At 62.1% G+C, this 15,882-nt stretch carries 14 protein-coding genes and 1 tRNA gene; all 15 read left to right on the top strand.

Translation table 11 applies throughout. The annotated features are described in order from the left end of the window. The first annotated feature begins 1 nt into the window (after position 1). The 15 genes from nuoF to M0639_RS12725 all read left to right on the top strand — a co-directional run bounded on the left by nuoF (position 2) and on the right by M0639_RS12725 (position 15,546). The gene (nuoF, locus tag M0639_RS12795; RefSeq protein WP_007735149.1) at positions 2–1,321 is read left to right on the top strand and encodes an NADH-quinone oxidoreductase subunit NuoF; all 1,320 of its coding nucleotides are present in this window, start codon (positions 2–4) and stop codon (positions 1,319–1,321) included. Then, entirely contained in the window at positions 1,318–3,735 is a 2,418-nt protein-coding gene (locus M0639_RS12790; protein WP_064075799.1) for an NADH-quinone oxidoreductase subunit G, read from the top strand. Before nuoF ends, M0639_RS12790 begins: the two co-directional genes overlap by 4 nt. Further along, positions 3,732–5,072: an NADH-quinone oxidoreductase subunit NuoH gene (nuoH, locus tag M0639_RS12785; RefSeq protein WP_063316525.1), complete on the top strand. Its 1,341-nt coding sequence runs from the start codon at positions 3,732–3,734 to the stop codon at positions 5,070–5,072. The genes M0639_RS12790 and nuoH overlap by 4 nt, the downstream gene beginning before the upstream one ends. After that, complete coding sequence (nuoI, locus tag M0639_RS12780) at positions 5,065–5,622, top strand: NADH-quinone oxidoreductase subunit NuoI (RefSeq protein ID WP_007735146.1); 558 nt, start codon at positions 5,065–5,067, stop codon at positions 5,620–5,622. The genes nuoH and nuoI overlap by 8 nt, the downstream gene beginning before the upstream one ends. Then, positions 5,619–6,416, top strand: coding sequence for an NADH-quinone oxidoreductase subunit J (locus tag M0639_RS12775; protein ID WP_064075798.1), 798 nt, complete (start codon positions 5,619–5,621; stop codon positions 6,414–6,416). Before nuoI ends, M0639_RS12775 begins: the two co-directional genes overlap by 4 nt. Continuing rightward, on the top strand, positions 6,413–6,712 hold the full coding sequence (gene nuoK, locus M0639_RS12770; RefSeq protein WP_003942238.1) for an NADH-quinone oxidoreductase subunit NuoK: 300 nt from the start codon (positions 6,413–6,415) through the stop codon (positions 6,710–6,712). Before M0639_RS12775 ends, nuoK begins: the two co-directional genes overlap by 4 nt. Before the next feature lies 1 nt (position 6,713). Continuing rightward, positions 6,714–8,606 (top strand): NADH-quinone oxidoreductase subunit L, encoded by a 1,893-nt coding sequence (nuoL, locus tag M0639_RS12765; RefSeq protein WP_064075797.1) that lies wholly within the window; start codon positions 6,714–6,716, stop codon positions 8,604–8,606. After that, positions 8,600–10,204, top strand: a complete 1,605-nt coding sequence (locus M0639_RS12760; RefSeq protein ID WP_064075796.1) for an NADH-quinone oxidoreductase subunit M — start codon at positions 8,600–8,602, stop codon at positions 10,202–10,204. The genes nuoL and M0639_RS12760 overlap by 7 nt, the downstream gene beginning before the upstream one ends. Then, the gene (gene nuoN, locus M0639_RS12755) at positions 10,201–11,796 is read left to right on the top strand and encodes an NADH-quinone oxidoreductase subunit NuoN (protein WP_064075795.1); all 1,596 of its coding nucleotides are present in this window, start codon (positions 10,201–10,203) and stop codon (positions 11,794–11,796) included. Before M0639_RS12760 ends, nuoN begins: the two co-directional genes overlap by 4 nt. Positions 11,797–11,800: 4 nt before the next feature. Then, on the top strand, positions 11,801–12,484 hold the full coding sequence (locus M0639_RS12750) for a lysoplasmalogenase (RefSeq protein WP_064075794.1): 684 nt from the start codon (positions 11,801–11,803) through the stop codon (positions 12,482–12,484). 30 nt (positions 12,485–12,514) lie between these two features. Continuing rightward, positions 12,515–13,099 carry an RNA polymerase sigma factor gene (locus M0639_RS12745; RefSeq protein ID WP_063316531.1) on the top strand — a complete coding sequence of 195 codons (585 nt, stop codon included), beginning with the start codon at positions 12,515–12,517 and terminating at the stop codon, positions 13,097–13,099. Beyond that, positions 13,096–13,812, top strand: coding sequence for a hypothetical protein (locus M0639_RS12740; RefSeq protein WP_042922610.1), 717 nt, complete (start codon positions 13,096–13,098; stop codon positions 13,810–13,812). The genes M0639_RS12745 and M0639_RS12740 overlap by 4 nt, the downstream gene beginning before the upstream one ends. Positions 13,813–13,832: 20 nt before the next feature. Continuing rightward, positions 13,833–14,459 carry a class I SAM-dependent methyltransferase gene (locus M0639_RS12735; protein WP_042922606.1) on the top strand — a complete coding sequence of 209 codons (627 nt, stop codon included), beginning with the start codon at positions 13,833–13,835 and terminating at the stop codon, positions 14,457–14,459. A gap of 104 nt (positions 14,460–14,563) precedes the next feature. After that, positions 14,564–14,634, top strand: a tRNA-Cys gene (locus M0639_RS12730). A 120-nt stretch (positions 14,635–14,754) separates the two neighbouring features. Beyond that, positions 14,755–15,546 carry an ABC transporter ATP-binding protein gene (locus M0639_RS12725; RefSeq protein WP_051649609.1) on the top strand — a complete coding sequence of 264 codons (792 nt, stop codon included), beginning with the start codon at positions 14,755–14,757 and terminating at the stop codon, positions 15,544–15,546. Positions 15,547–15,882 lie beyond the last annotated feature (336 nt).

The raw sequence follows: 15,882 nt of genomic DNA, 5'->3' as shown, positions 1-15,882 counted from the left end.
CATGACACTCGCCCCCGTCCTGAGTCGCTACTGGGATCAACCGAACTCGTGGACCCTCGACAGCTACCTTCGTCACGACGGCTACCAAGCCCTACGCAAAGCGCTAGCCATGTCCCCCGACGCCGTGATCGAAACGGTCAAGGACGCTGGCCTTCGTGGGCGCGGTGGCGCCGGTTTCCCGACGGGCCTCAAGTGGAGTTTCATCCCACAGAGCACCGAAGACAAGCCAGGAGATGGCAAGCCTCACTATCTCGTCGTCAATGCCGACGAGTCCGAACCGGGCACATGCAAGGACATGCCGTTGATGATGGCGACCCCACACACGTTGGTCGAGGGAGTCATCATCGCGGCGTATGCAATTCGAGCGGCCAAGGCGTTCATCTACGTCCGGGGCGAGGTGGTCCCGGTCCTGCGACGTCTGCAGACCGCCGTGGCCGAGGCCTACGCGGCCGGATACCTGGGCCGCAACATCCTCGGTTCGGGATTCGACTTGGATCTCGTCGTGCACGCCGGAGCAGGCGCGTACATCTGTGGTGAGGAGACAGCCCTCCTCGATTCGTTGGAGGGACGACGCGGTCAGCCTCGACTGCGGCCGCCATTCCCCGCCGTCGCCGGCCTCTACGCCTGCCCGACCGTCGTCAACAACGTCGAGTCCATCGCGAGTGTGCCGTCGATCGTCCTGGGCGGCCCGGAGTGGTTCCGGTCGATGGGAAGCGAGAAGTCGCCGGGGTTCACGTTGTACTCGCTCTCTGGTCATGTCACCACTCCCGGCCAGTACGAGGCGCCGCTCGGCATCACGTTGCGAGAACTTCTCGATTACGCGGGCGGCGTTCGCACCGGGCACACCCTCAAGTTCTGGACTCCCGGCGGATCCTCGACTCCGATCTTCACCGACGAACATCTCGATGTCCCACTCGACTACGAGGGTGTCGGCGCGGCGGGATCGATGCTCGGCACCAAGGCACTGCAGATATTCGACGACACAACCTGCATCGTGCGCGCGGTGCTGCGGTGGACCGAGTTCTACGCCCACGAATCTTGCGGTAAATGCACGCCGTGCCGCGAAGGCACGTACTGGCTGGTGCAGATCCTGCGGCGACTCGAAGGCGGAACAGGTACTGAAGCTGATCTCACCAAACTTCTCGACATCTCGGACACCATCCTCGGAAAATCCTTCTGCGCGTTGGGCGACGGAGCGACCAGCCCGATCATGTCCTCCCTGAAGTACTTCCGCGAGGAATACGTAGCGCATTTCGACGGCAACGGATGCCCGTTCGATCCTCGCCGGTCCGTTCTCGCGACAGGAGCGTTCGTCTCATGACTGCAGCCGACGCCACCACTGGAACCGATGCGGCACCGCCGATTGATCTCGTCACCCTCACCATCGACGGCCGGGAACTCCAGGTACCCAAGGGCACGTTGATCATTCGCGCTGCAGAGATGATCGGCACACAGATTCCGCGGTTCTGCGATCATCCTCTTCTGGACCCGGTCGGGGCGTGCCGACAGTGCATCGTGGAGGTCGAAGGTCAACGCAAGCCGGTGGCGTCCTGCACGACACCGGTTGCGGACGGAATGGTCGTCACCACACAGCTCACGTCACCGGTGGCGGAGAAGGCGCAGCGCGGGGTGATGGAACTCCTGCTCATCAACCACCCTCTGGACTGCCCCGTGTGTGACAAGGGCGGCGAGTGTCCGCTTCAAAACCAGGCGATGTCGACCGGTCGCACCGAATCCCGGTTCGGTGAGGAGAAAAGGACCTACCCCAAGCCCATCCCACTCTCGTCCGAAATCCTGCTCGACCGCGAGCGTTGCGTCCTCTGCGCCAGATGCACACGGTTTTCGGGCCAGATCGCCGGCGACCCGTTCATCGATCTCCTCGAGCGCGGCGCGCTTCAACAGGTCGGGATCTACGCCAACGAGCCCTTCGAGTCCTACTTCTCGGGCAACACCATCCAGGTGTGCCCGGTCGGCGCGCTTACCAGTACGGCATACCGATTCCGGGCGCGACCGTTCGATCTGGTGTCCAGCCCCAGCGTGTGTGAACACTGCGCCGACGGATGTGCTCAGCGCACGGACCACCGTCGCGGAAAGGTTCTCCGCCGTCTCGCCGGGGACGACCCCGAAGTCAACGAGGAATGGAACTGCGACAAGGGCCGTTTCGCATTCACGTACACGACCCAAGGTGATCGGATCACCACTCCCCTGATCCGCAACGCTGACGGCGAATTGATTCCGGCGTCGTGGCCCATGGCACTCGACCTCGTTGCGCGATCCTTCGCGCAGGCCCGCGGTGACGCAGGCGTACTCGTCGGCGGACGCTCTACCTTGGAGGACGCCTACGCCTACGGCAAGTTCGCGCGAGTTGCTCTCGCTACCAACAACATCGACTTCCGAATCCGTGCTCATTCTGCCGAAGAGGCAGGTTTCCTCTCAGCACACGTCGCCGGCCGCACACTCGAAGAGTCGGTGACGTACCAGGACCTCGAGTCGGCCCCGGCCGCATTGCTGGTAGCTCTCGAGCCCGAGGAGGAGTCACCGATCATCTTCCTGCGGCTGCGCAAGGCCGCACGTTTCGGCAAGACGACGGTGCTCTCCAGCGCGCCATTCGCTACGCGCGGCCTGCAGAAGATGGGCGGCTCTTTGCTTCGGACCGTACCCGGAAGTGAAGCAGCTCTGATGGATTCGTTGGCTCGCCCTGGAAATGAGGAGGGCCAGCTCCTCCGGCAGCCCGGTGCAGTGATCCTGTTGGGCGAACGACTCAGTGAGGTGGCGGGCGGCTTCGCCGCGGCGGTACGTCTCGCCGAAGCGACAGGAGCTTGTTTGGCTTGGGTCCCACGCCGCGCTGGTGATCGCGGCGCCGTCGAGGCCGGCGCACTACCGGGATTGCTTCCCGGCGGACGCCCCGTTGCGGACCCGGCAGCACGTCAGGAGGTGGAATCAGTGTGGGGGGCCTCCATCCCGGCATCCGACGGGCGCGACGCCGCGAGTCTGCTGGATCCGGGGCAGACGACTGCTGCCCTTCTTGTCGGCGGCGTCGAATTGAGTGATCTCCCGAACCCGGCGAAGGCAAGGGCCGCGATCGAAGCAGCAGGGTTCGTGGTGAGTTTGGAGATCCGTCACAGCGGAGTCACCGAACTCGCCGACGTCGTCTTCCCGGTGGCACCGGTCGCCGAGAAGCCCGGAACCTTCCTCGATTGGGAAGGCCGCGAGCGCGTGTTCGACACCGCATTGAGAACGACAGGAGTGATGCCGGATCAGCGCGTCCTTCACGCGATCGCATCCGAGATGGGCATCGATCTGGGCCTACCCGACGCAGATTCCGCACGCTCGGAGATACACCGCCTCGGCGCGTGGTCCGGATCGCGCCCCATCTCGCCTCAGGTGCCGTCAGGCACCATGCCCACACCGGCGCTAGGCGAGGCAGTGTTGTCGAGCTGGCGAATGCTGCTCGACAACGGCCGATTGCAAGACGGCGAGCCCAACCTGGCGGGTACGGCACGGCTCCCACTCGTGCGTTTGTCTGCCGAGACCGCTGCCGAGATCGGCGCCGACAACGGCGATCACGTTGCGGTGTCGACTGAATCCGGTTCCATCACATTACCGTTGGAGATCACCGAACTCCCGCCTCGAACAGTCTGGCTCCCACTCAATTCACCGGGTAGCACGATCTACGAAACGCTCTGCGTTACCGCGGGTTCCGTGGTGAAGATTGCGAAGGCGGGAGCGCAATGACCACCCACGAGTACGGGACCGTCGCAGCTCCGGTCGACCTGTCGGCGTTCGGGCACGACCCGTGGTGGTTGGTGATCGGCAAGGCTCTCGCCATTTTCGTGTTCCTCGTACTCACACCGCTGGTGGCAATTTACGCGGAACGAAAGGTCATGGCACGCATGCAGATGCGTGTCGGACCGAACCGCGTCGGCCCCCGTGGAATGCTCCAGAGTCTCGCTGACGGAATCAAGCTCGCCCTCAAGGAGGGCATCACACCGACCGGCGCCGACAAACCGATTTATCTCCTCGCGCCCGTCATCGCAGTCGTGCCCGCGTTCATGGCCTTTGCCGTCATCCCGTTCGGTCCGCAGGTGTCGATCTTCGGAACCCTTTCACCCCTGCAACTGACCGATCTGCCGGTCGGAGTTCTCTACATCCTCGCCGTGACTTCAATCGGTGTGTACGGGATCGTGCTTGCCGGCTGGTCGTCCGGATCGACGTATCCACTACTGGGCGCACTTCGATCGACCGCGCAGGTCATCTCCTACGAAGTAGCAATGGGGCTGTCCTTCGCCGCAGTCTTCCTCTACGCCGGCACGATGTCCACGTCCGGCATCGTCAGCGCCCAACAAGGTGCCTGGTACGTCTTTCTCCTCCTGCCGTCCTTCCTGATCTACGTGACAGCCATGGTCGGCGAAACCAACAGGGCTCCCTTCGACCTTCCCGAGGCCGAGGGTGAACTGGTGGGTGGGTTCCACACCGAGTACTCCTCACTCAAGTTCGCGATGTTCATGCTGGCCGAGTACGTGAACATGGTGACGGTGTCCGCTCTGGCCACGACACTGTTCCTGGGCGGGTGGCACGCCCCGTTCCCATTCAACCTGTGGGACGGCGCCAATTCCGGTTGGTGGCCCGTGCTGTGGTTTGTCGCCAAGGTGTGGGGCTTCCTCTTCGTCTTCATCTGGTTGCGCAGTACTCTTCCGCGGTTGCGCTACGACCAGTTCATGAATCTCGGATGGAAGATTCTCATCCCCGCTGCCTTGGTGTGGGTGATGGTGATCGCGACCGTTCGTGCGTTCCGCAACGAGGGTTACAACACCTGGGTCGTACTTCTTTGCGTCGCACTGGTTCTCGGAGCTGCGCTCCTGATCGTGTTGGCCGGGACTTACCGCAGCCGACGCCGAACCGCCGCGTCGGTCACCGCTGCGGGGAACATGCCTTTCGATGCGATGTCGGGCGGCTTCCCGGTTCCACCCCTACCTGGTCAAACGCTGCCGACCCGAAAACTACCGGGTCAGAACGTGCCACCGCCGCGGCGGACAGATGTTTCCGACACATCGGAGGACTCCCATGCCTGATTTCCTCGGACCTATCGCGGGTTTCGGAGTGACGCTCTCGACCATGTTCAAGAAGCCCGAGACCGAGTTCTATCCGGAGGAGAAGCGCCCCACCGCGCCCGGATACCACGGTCGCCATCAACTCAACCGGTATGCGGACGGACTCGAGAAGTGCATCGGTTGCGAACTGTGTGCCTGGGCCTGCCCCGCCGACGCGATCTATGTCGAGGGTGCTGACAACACCGAAGAAGAACGGTTCTCCCCCGGCGAGCGTTACGGGCGGGTGTATCAGATCAACTACCTGCGGTGCATCGGCTGTGGCCTCTGCGTCGAGGCTTGCCCCACTCGGGCTCTCACCATGACCAACGAGTACGAGATGACCGACGACAACCGAGCCGGATTGATCTACGAGAAGGACCGCCTTCTTGCGCCCCTGAAACCCGACATGGCAGCGCCACCACACGCGCTGCGTCCCGGCACAACTCAGGACGACTACTACCGCGGCGACATCACAGCAGCTCCCGAACAGCCAGCACCCGAGCAAGAGCCGAACCCGGAGACCGAGAAATGATCGCGTCGGTCACGACCACGATCCTGGCGGAGGGAACGATGACATCGACCTCCACCGGCGAGGCGGTGCAGTTCTGGATCCTCGGAACCCTTGCGGTGATCAGCGCTTTGGGTGTGGTCGCCGCCCCCAAGGCCGTCTACTCTGCGCTCTTCCTTGCAATGACGATGATCATCCTGGCCGTCTTCTACATCGTGCAGGGCGCACTGTTCCTCGGTGTCGTCCAGATCGTCGTCTATACCGGCGCAGTGATGATGTTGTTCCTGTTCGTCCTGATGCTGGTCGGCGTGGATTCTTCGGACTCCTTGGTCGAAACGCTACGGGGACAACGCGTCAGCGCGATCGTGATCGGCGTCGGATTCGGGCTACTCCTTATCGGCGGCCTCGGAAATGCGTCGATCTCGGGGTTCACCGGATTCACCGGACTCGACCAGGGCAACATCGACGCTCTCGCCGATCTCATCTTCATCCGCTACGTCTGGGCCTTCGAACTGACCGGCGCACTGCTGATCACGGCGACACTTGGCGCAATGATGCTCGCGCATCGGGAGAAGATCGGAGCCACACTCAGCCAACGCGAACTCTCGCAGCAACGATTCGCGTACCTGGGCAGCGATGAGAGCAATCCCGACAAGGGCTCGGCCACTCCCCTCCCCAGTCCCGGCGTGTACGCACGTCACAACGCAGTGGACATGCCGGCACTGTTGCCCGACGGAACGTTCTCGACGCTCTCCGTCAGCAGCGCACTCACTCCGCGTTCCCCGGATCCGAGTACCGGTGAGGAGTCTGCGCGATGAATCCCGAGAATTACCTGTATCTGTCGGTCCTGTTGTTCACCATCGGGGCTGCGGGAGTCCTCCTGCGACGCAACGCCATCGTGGTGTTCATGTGTATCGAATTGATGCTCAACGCCGCCAACCTGGCATTCGTGACCTTCGCGCGCATGCACGGCAATCTGGACGGCCAGATCTTCGCCTTCTTCACGATGGTGGTAGCTGCTGCCGAAGTAGTCGTCGGCCTGGCAATCATCATGATCATCTTCCGATCTCGGCGTTCTGTATCCGTCGACGACGCAGACCTGCTGAAGTACTGACATGTCAGGAGGAATCACGTCCGCCATCTGGTTGCTCCCCGCCCTGCCCCTGTGCGGCGCCGCTGTCCTGTTGCTGGCGGGTCGTCGCACGAACGCGTGGGGCCACCTGTTCGCCTGCGTCATGGCACTCGCGTCGTTTGTCGTCGCAGTGGTGTTTTTCATCGCCATGCTCGGCCGCGACACCGCCGACCGCACCGTCACCGAGCACCTGTTCAGTTGGGTCCCGGTCGACAGTCTTCAGGTCGAGTTCGGACTGCAGCTTGATCAACTGTCGATGTGTTTCGTCCTGCTCATCACCGGTGTAGGTTCGCTGATCCACATCTACTCGGTCGGCTACATGGCGCACGACCCCGAGCGTCGTAAGTTCTTCGCCTACCTCAATCTCTTCCTCGCTGCGATGCTGCTCCTCGTGCTCGCCGACAACTTCCTCGGGCTCTACGTCGGCTGGGAAGGCGTCGGTTTGGCGTCGTACCTGCTGATCGGTTTCTGGCAGCACAAGCCGTCGGCGGCGACCGCTGCCAAGAAGGCTTTTGTCGTCAATCGGGTGGGCGACATCGGATTGATGATCGCGATGATGTTGATGTTCAGCACGTTCGGCTCGCTCTCGTTCAGCAGCGTCTTCGCCGACGCGTCTGGTGCAAGCGAAGGTGTCCTGACGGCGATCGGCCTGATGCTCCTCCTCGCTGCATGCGCGAAGTCCGCGCAGGTGCCACTGCAGTCGTGGCTCGGCGACGCGATGGAGGGCCCCACCCCCGTCTCGGCTCTGATTCACGCGGCCACGATGGTCACGGCCGGCGTCTACCTGATCGTGCGCTCCAATCCGATCTTCGATCTTGCACCCGACGCTCAACTCGTGGTTGTCATCGTCGGTGCCGTGACGCTGCTGTTCGGTGCGATCATCGGCTGCGCGAAGGACGACATCAAGAAAGCGCTCGCCGCATCGACCATGAGTCAGATCGGATACATGGTCCTGGCAGCGGGTCTCGGACCAGCTGGATACGCCTTCGCAATCCTTCATCTGATCACCCACGGATTCTTCAAGGCAGGCCTGTTCCTCGGCGCGGGTTCGGTGATGCACGCGATGAACGACGAAACCGACATGCGGCGCTACGGCGGGCTCCGAGCGTTCATGCCACTGACTTTTGTCACGTTCGGGCTCGGATACCTTGCCATCATCGGTGTTCCGCCGTTTGCCGGGTTCTTCTCCAAGGACAAGATCATCGAGGTTGCGATCGGCGAGGGCGGCATCAAGGGTGTTGTGCTGGGCATCGTCACGCTGTTGGGTGCGACGCTCACTGCCTTCTACATGAGCCGCGTGATGCTGATGACCTTCTTCGGGAAGGCCCGCTGGGAGAACCAGAAACCTCACGAATCTCCGGCGGTGATGACGTCTCCGATGATCATCCTGGCGGTGGGGTCCGTCGGCGCCGGGATGCTCCTGACCATCGGGTCCAGCTTGCAGAACTGGCTCGAACCGGTTGTCGGCTCACATCACGTCGAACCGCCGATACCCGCATGGTCGATCACCGCGCTGGCGCTGCTCGCAGTTGCCGCCGGCGTCGCGATTGCGTATCGCGAGTACGCCACCCGGGAGATTCCACTTGTGGCACCGACTCCGGTTTCACCGTTGACCGGTGCGGCTCGCCGCGATCTGTACGGTGACGCCTTCAACGAGACGGTGTTCATGAAGCCTGGACAACAACTCACCAAGTCGTTGGAAGTGTTCGACACCAAGGGAATAGGCGGCGTCGTGGGCAGCTTTGCGGTGGTCGTCACCGGGCTGTCCGCGCTCACGCGGAAGCTACAGACCGGGTTTGTTCGCTCGTACGCGCTGGTGATGTTTGTCGGAGCAACACTCGTGGTCGCGACAATGATGGCGGTGACACTGTGGTGATCGAAGCGGCGGTGAGCGACTCTGTGACCAATACCGGCTTCCCCGCGCTGACGGTGCTCTGGTTGCTTCCGCTCATCGGAGCGGGTGTTGTCCTCGCTCTGCCGGCACGGTCGTACCAATTTGCGAAGTCTCTCGCATTGGCTGTGTCCGTGGCAGTCCTGGTGGTCGCCGCCGTTCTCGGAGTTGCGTTCGACCGCGGCGGCGAACAATTTCAATTTGTCGAAAGCCACAGCTGGATACCGGCTTTCGGCACCAGCTACACACTCGGACTCGACGGGATCGCACTCGTTCTGGTTCTTCTCACCGCAGTGCTGGTGCCATTACTACTGATCGCGGGCTGGAACGACGTCCCGGCAGACCCGGCATCACCCAAGAGAATGCCGCACACCTATTTCGCGCTGATCCTTGTTGTCGAGTCCATGGTGATGATTTCGTTCAGCGCCTTGGACATTCTCTTGTTCTACATTTTCTTCGAGGCAATGCTGATACCGATGTATTTCCTCATCGGCGGGTTCGGCGGAGTGGGCAGATCTCGCGCAGCCGTGAAGTTTCTGCTCTACAACCTCCTCGGCGGCCTGGTCATGCTCGCTGCAGTCATCGGCCTGTACGTGGTCACCACGCGCGACGAGAGTCCCTTCGCCAGCGGCACTTTCGACTTCCGGGCGATCGCCTCAGCGGCAAACAGCGGTGAACTCGGTGTTGGACCCGGGGTGCTCAACGCCTTGTTCCTCGGATTCATGTTCGCGTTCGCGGTGAAAGCACCGCTCTGGCCGCTGCACAGTTGGTTGCCGGACTCCGCGGTGGAATCGACTCCGTCGACAGCAGTGTTGATGATGGCGGTCGTGGACAAGGTGGGCACGTTCGCGATGATTCGCTACTGCCTGCAACTGTTCCCGGAGTCGTCGTCGACCTTTGCACCGTGGATCATCACGCTCGCCGTTATCGGGATCGTCTACGGCGCAACACTGGCGATCGCGCAAACAGACGTCATGAGACTGATCGCCTACACGTCGATTTCGCACTTCGGCTTCATCATTCTCGGAATCTTCGCGATGACCAGCCAGAGCCAGGCGGGTTCCGCGCTGTACATGGTCAATCACGGAGTCTCCACTGCGGCTCTGTTCTTGATTGCGGGATTCCTCGTCTCGCAGCGAGGTACTCGATCGATCGCGGCGTACGGCGGCGTCCAGAAAGTTGCACCCGTACTTGCCGGCACATTCCTCGTTGCGGGGTTGGCAACGCTGTCGCTGCCGGGTCTCGCGCCGTTCGTCAGTGAGTTCCTGGTGCTGATCGGGACGTATTCGCGATACCACGTGGCCGCTATCGCGGCGACTGCCGCGCTTGTCCTGTCCGCGATCTACATACTCTGGCTCTACCAGCGCATGATGGGCGGACCTGTGAAGGAAGGGCAGGGAACGATCCGCGACCTCGCTCGACGCGAACTTGTGGTGGTCGCCCCTCTGATCGCACTCCTGTTGCTTCTCGGCATCTACCCCAAGCCTGCCTTGGACGTCATCACTCCTGCAGTGAGCCATACGGTCGTCGACGAGGCTCCGACCCCGCTCGTCGCCGACCACGAAGGAGGTGCCCACAAATGAGTTCCTTCAACGACGTGACCATCCTCGGCTCAGCCGGCACGGCGTCACCCAGTGTCGAATACAGCTTGCTCTCGCCAATGTTGATCGTGTTCGGTGTTGCGGTTGTGGGCGTACTCATCGAGGCGTTTGCACCCCGGCGTTTTCGATACCCCGTGCAACTCGTCCTCGGTGTCGCAGGTTTGGCGGCCGCGTTCGTGGCAGTGCTTCTACTCGCCGGCACGCGGTCGACGGCGATGATGGGTTCTGTAGCGGTCGACGGTCCGACCCTTTTCCTACAGGCCACGATCCTTCTCGTGTCGATCCCCGCAGTACTGCTGATCGCCGAGCGAGGCTCGGGCAACACCGCCGAGGTGATCGCGCAACACGACGCGCTCGGCGGTTTCACCCCTCAAGCGTCGAGCGTCCCCGGAAGTGTTGCGGAACAAGAAGCGGTCAAGGTCGGTATCGCCCAGACCGAGGTCTTTCCGCTCACCCTCTTCGCTGTCGGCGGCATGCTCCTTTTTCCCGCGTCCAACGATCTGCTGACGATGTTCGTTGCGCTCGAGGTGTTCTCACTACCTCTGTATCTCCTGTGTGGTCTGGCACGCCGACGTCGCATGCTCTCCCAGGAAGCTGCGCTCAAGTACTTTCTGCTCGGGGCATTTTCGTCGGCGTTCTTCGTTTTCGGAATCGCGTTGCTGTACGGCTATGCCGGGACGGTCACGCTCTCCGGTATCGCCGACGCAGCACGCAGCGGGTCGGGTACCGACGCCTTCCTGTGGCTCGGGACAGCACTCGTGGCCGTGGGATTACTGTTCAAAGTCGGTGCCGTGCCGTTCCATTCGTGGATTCCCGACGTCTATCAAGGGGCGCCGACGCCGATCACCAGTTTCATGGCTACTGCGACCAAGATCGCCGCATTCGGTGCCATCCTTCGTGTCTTCTATGTGGCTCTGCCGAACGAGTACGTGAACTGGCGTCCACTGATGTGGGCGGTCGCGATTCTCACGATGGTTGTCGGATCGATCGTCGCTGTGACGCAAACCGATATGAAGCGGATGCTCGCGTATTCGGCCATCGCGCACACCGGATTCATTCTGACCGCTGTGGTTGCGGATTCGGATGCCGGCCTGGCCTCGGCGATGTTCTACCTTCTGGCCTACGGATTCAGCACCGTGGGCGCGTTCGCCGTCGTGAGTCTGGTTCGGGACGCAGACGGTGAGGTCGCGACGCTCTCGCGCTGGGCCGGATTGGGCCGGCGCTCACCGCTGGTCGGAGTTGTGTTTGCACTGTTCCTGTTGGCTTTCGCCGGGATCCCGTTGACCAGTGGGTTCATCGGAAAGTTCGCGGTGTTCAGCGCGGCAGCCGAGGGCGGGGCCGCACCTCTCGTGATCGTCGGTGTCCTGTGCAGCGCGATCGCCGCGTACTTCTACGTGCGAGTGATCGTGTTGATGTTCTTCACCGAATCGGCCGCAGACGCTCCGACCGTCGTGGTACCGAGTGCACTGACCAGCAGTGTGATCGGCCTCGGCGCCGGTGTCACGCTCATCCTCGGCATACTCCCCCAGCCGGCGCTCGACCTCGCCGAGCGTGCAGCGGACTTCCTACACTGAGCCGATGCGTGAATCTGATTGCGACGCCGGACTGCCGAGCACCATCCGGTCGCCATGGTTTGTCGGGTTTTCAGCGGTAGCGATTGTCCATCTGATCCTCAATGCCGCTGATGCTGCGCCCTGGGACGGGATCACCAAGGTCATGCTCGCGCCGATTCTGGCTGCCTGGGTTGTCGCCCGACGCGGACCTCGAATTGTTGCTGCTGCGCTGATTGCCTGTGCTTTCGGAGATTTGTTCCTGATCTGGGACTCCACGTTTGTCATCGGGATGGCAGCCTTCGCGATCGGTCACCTCTGCTTCATCCGATTCTTTCTCTCACACGGCGCGCTTCGGGAGATACGAAGGCGGCCATGGTTTCTGTGCGCTTACACCGTCGCTGGGATCGCTCTAGTGTCGTACACCTGGACCGGTCTCGAACCTGAACTTCGAATTGCCGTCCCCGTGTACGCCGCAATCCTGGTGGGAACCGCATCAACCGCACTGACGTACAACTCGATCACCGGTATCGGCGGCGCGCTGTTCCTCACCTCTGACGCCCTCATCCTGCTCGGCCAGGCGAACAAGTGGCAGCCCGCCGCTGCGGGCAGCTGGATCATGACGCTGTACATCCTCGCTCTGTTGCTTCTGACAGTGGGAGTTCTCGGCCGGAGTAAGACGCCAAACCGTCCATTAGCTCAGCGGCTGTAAGGATCAGCAACCAGCCGGACATCTCTTCATATGACCCCGAAATCCGAGGAACAACCGCCGCCGAGCGGCGAAGACCGGTTCACCGCCCTGTGGGACGCCTACGCCGGTCGGGTGTTCGCGTATACCTGTCGCCACGTTGATCATCACAGCGCGCAGGAGGTTGTCTCCGAGACGTTCCTCGTTGCCTGGCGACGCTTGGACGAAGTGCCCGAGCCGGCACTGCCATGGCTGTTGGTGGTGGCTCGAAACACCGTGAACAATAACCGTCGCAGCGTTCGGCGCCTTGACGCGCTCACCGAGAAGATGGGACGCATCGAGCAGATTGCGGCATCGACGCCGGGCGCCGACGTCACTGTCACCGAACGCACGGAACTGCTCGAAGCACTGGCAACACTCACCGTCACCGAACGTGAAGCCCTGCTCCTGACTGCTTGGGACGGGTTGACCGCCACCGAAGCCGCGCGGGTCGCTGGGTGTTCGGTTCCGGCCATGCATGTTCGTCTCTTTCGCGCTCGGCGTCGATTGCGCGCCGGGTTGCCTTCAGAATCCGTCACCGTAATCCCGATGAACACCGCCCGACCTTGCGCTGCCGCCGAACACGGGAGTACCCCATGACCAAAGATCTGCTGACCACGCTCGAGAAGCTGCGGCCGAGCGATACGGTTTCCGCCGAACTCTGGCCCGAGAACGTCCAAGATGCCGTACGCACCCGAATCATGGCTACCGAAAACAACATTGGGGCAACCAAGGCTCCACGCCGTCGCGTCGGTGCCATCGTTCTCGTCGCGGCGATCTGCGCAGCAGTGGTGGTGGGCTGCGCCGCTGCCACGGGGATGATGCCGAAAGCGTTCACCGACATGTACTCGGGTTGGCAGACGATGCCGGGAACCAACGGCGGAATAGATCCGTCCACCGCCGAGCGGGTCGGGTCCATTCCCGGACCTGACGGAACCTTGTTCAGCGTCTTTGTCGCCCACGGCGCCAATGGCTGGAGGTGCGTCGCCCCGGTTTTCGAGGCGTCAGCCGACATCGACAAGGTTGGTCCGTCGAAATTCATCGGCCTCGGACACGGCTGCAGATCAATTGACTTGTACGGCGCGGATTCATTCGGGGGCGGCGCCGGGTACGAGGCCGGTCCGCACGAGGCGACCTACGACGCAGGGGCGGGAGGTGCTGTCCGAGCCGAACTTCACACCGCAGACGGCCATATCTATCCGACAATTCTTGCCGAAGACCGCTTCTACGGATGGATTCCCCTGTCGCTCACGTCCCCTCGTCCAACCCTCGTCGGATATGCCGCAGACGGGACGGTCGTCGGCACCCGGTGAGCTGTCGGTACCCTCGAAAGATGACTGCACACGCCCCGAACGAGCGCATCCCCAGCCAGTGGGAAGAGATCACTGCAGCCGACTCGACGCATTCCACACGATATGTCGAGCGTTTCCGTTCCATGAGAGCGGACGGCAAGGACATTGTCGGGGAAGCACGTTTGATCGACGCGATGCTCGGACGCGGTGGCCGGGTTCTCGATGCAGGGTGCGGGCCTGGCCGACTCGGCGGTTATCTGCACGACGTCGGGCATGTGGTTGTCGGAGTCGATGTCGACCCGGTTCTCATCGCTGCCGCAGAAGAAGACCACCCCGGACCGACGTGGCTTGTCGGCGATCTCGCCGAACTCGATCTGCCGGCCCGCGGTGTCGAGGCAGATTTCGACGTCATCGTGTCGGCAGGCAACGTGGTGGCGTTTCTCGCTCCGTCCACCAGGCAAGCAGTATTTTCAGGATTTGCTCGTCATCTCGCTCCGAGCGGCCGAGTGGTCATCGGATTCGGTGCCGGCCGTGGCTACGAGTTCCCCGAGTTTCTCGCCGACGCGACCGCGAGTGGCCTCGAGGCTGATCTGCTGCTCTCCACGTGGGATCTTCGCCCGTTCAAGGAGGATTCCGAATTCCTGGTCGCGGTGTTCTCCCGCGCCTGACCCGGCACTTCCCCCGCACTCCCTGCGATCCGTCACACGGCGATCAACTCACCCTGATCACAATGGTGGCGACTGTTGTTCACTACGAACATAATTGGATCAATGCGGGTGTGGCCGAGCGGCAAGGCAGCGGTCTGCAAAACCGTCCACGCAGGTTCGACTCCTGCCATCCGCTCCCCTTGCGAACCAGCGACTCATGTCGCAACCCCCACCTAGGAATGACATTCGGTGCACGCAGCCTGCATCGCTCCGCTCCGTCTCCGCGCACATGGCTCCGGACAGTTACCCTCGATCGATGCACCCTCTCCCCGAGACAGGACAGTTACCTCCCGGACCGATGGCTTTGCAAGTGGAACACCTCTGCATGGCGTTCGGCGCGAAAGTTGCTGTGAACGACCTTTCTCTTGCGGTGCCCTCAGGTTCGTTGTTCGGACTGGTTGGCCCGAATGGTGCGGGAAAAACGACCACATTGTCGATGGCTGTCGGATTGCTTCGCCCGCACTACGGTCGCAGCCTGGTGTACGGCTACGACGTGTGGAACGACCCTGTGGCAGCGAAGAGTCTGCTCGGCGTCCTACCCGACGGTTTGGCGCTACCCGCCCAGTTCACCGGTCATGAACTACTCACCTATTTCGGGCGACTGCGCGGTATGCCAGAGGACGTCATCGCGTCACGACGCGACGAACTGTTGGCCGCGCTCGATCTCGCCGATGCAGGTGGAACGGTCATCGCCGATTATTCAGCGGGCATGACGAAGAAAATCGGGTTGGCCTCGGCCTTGTTGCACGGCCCTCGCTTACTGGTACTGGATGAGCCGTTCGAAGCTGTCGACCCCATTTCTTCGGCCGGAATTCGGAGCATTCTGCTCTCGTTCGTCCACTCAGGTGGCTCGGTCATTCTTTCCAGTCACGTGATGGCCCTTGTCGAACAACTGTGTACTCACATCGGAGTCATCGCAGACGGTCGCGTCGTGGCTTCAGGAACGGTCGACGAGGTGCGCGCAGGCAACACTCTCGACGAGGCATTCGTTCGCCTTGTCGGTAGCCGCAGTCCCAGTCCCGACGGACTGTCATGGATGCGCGCATGACCACCACCAGCTTTTCACCGACACACTGGAACCCGTCGGTCTCTGTGTGGCGCACTGTTCTCCGCATGCGCATGACCCTCTACAAACGTCAGTTCACCGGTGGAAGAGCTGTAATCAAGGTCATTGCAGCGTTGTTCGGGGTTCTGGGGGCAGCGCTACTGTGCCTACGAGCTTCGGGAAAGAACGGTGTTTCCCCCGATCTCGTCAGCGGCACAACCAGTCTCGCACTTTCGGCTATCGGCGTGATGTGGATCTTGATGCCGATCATGTCTGGTCTGTCAGATGACAATCTTCACCCCAGACATTTCCAACTACTCCCCCTGGAACCCGTCCGAC

Source organism: Rhodococcus qingshengii JCM 15477, assembly GCF_023221595.1.
Taxonomy (GTDB): Bacteria; Actinomycetota; Actinomycetes; order Mycobacteriales; family Mycobacteriaceae; genus Rhodococcus_F; species Rhodococcus_F qingshengii.
The sequence above is the reverse complement of the archived record's forward strand: the minus strand, read 5'-3'. Positions and strand labels throughout refer to the sequence as shown.